Below are 731 nucleotides of genomic sequence, written 5' to 3' on the forward strand. Positions count from 1 at the left end.
AGGTGGCCCATCTGGGCTGGCTGCGCGGGCAGATCGCGTCGATCGAGGCGCGGCTGGCCCGGCCGCTGGGCGCGAAGGCGGACAAGCGGGAAGGGCTGGTGCGCGGCTATGCCTCGCGCGGTGAGTGGCACGCCAAGTCCCGGCGCCTGCAGACCCTGAAGGACCGGCTCGTGGTGGTGGAGGCGGACTGGCAGGCGGGCCGGGTGCGGGTTTTGCGGGGCGGCAAACGCCTCGCGAACACCCGCCACCACCTGCAGGCGGCCGGGCTGGACGCAGCGGCGTGGCGGGAGCGGTGGCGGGCGGAGCGGATGTTCCTGGCCGCCGATGGGGAGTCCGGCAAGCGCTTCGGCAACGAGACGATTCGCGTGACCGACACCGGACAGGTCTCGGTCAAGCTCCCGGCCCCGCTGGCCTGCCTGGCCAACGCACCGCACGGCCGCTACCTCCTCGACGCGACCGTACGGTTCCAGCACCGGGGGCAGGAGTGGCGTGACCGGGTCACCGCCAACCGGGCGGTGGCCTACCGCATCCACCACGATGTGGCGCGCGGCCGCTGGTATGTGACCGCCTCCTGGCAGCGGACCGCCGCCCCCGTCTTACCGTTGGAGGCGGCCCTGGCGCGGGGGGTGGTGGGGGTGGACATGAACGACGACCACCTCGCCGCCTGGCAGTTGGATGTGCACGGCAACCCGGTCGGCGAGCCGCAGCGCTACTTCTACGACCTCACCGGC

1 pseudogene is annotated in these 731 nt (G+C 73.2%); it reads left to right on the top strand.

Going from position 1 to position 731, the window contains the following annotated elements:
* Nucleotides 1–731: pseudogene (locus ADK57_RS13220) on the top strand (IS200/IS605 family accessory protein TnpB-related protein); the annotation flags it as partial.

It is taken from the genome of Streptomyces sp. MMG1533 (assembly GCF_001279775.1).
Lineage (GTDB): Bacteria > Actinomycetota > Actinomycetes > Streptomycetales > Streptomycetaceae > Streptomyces.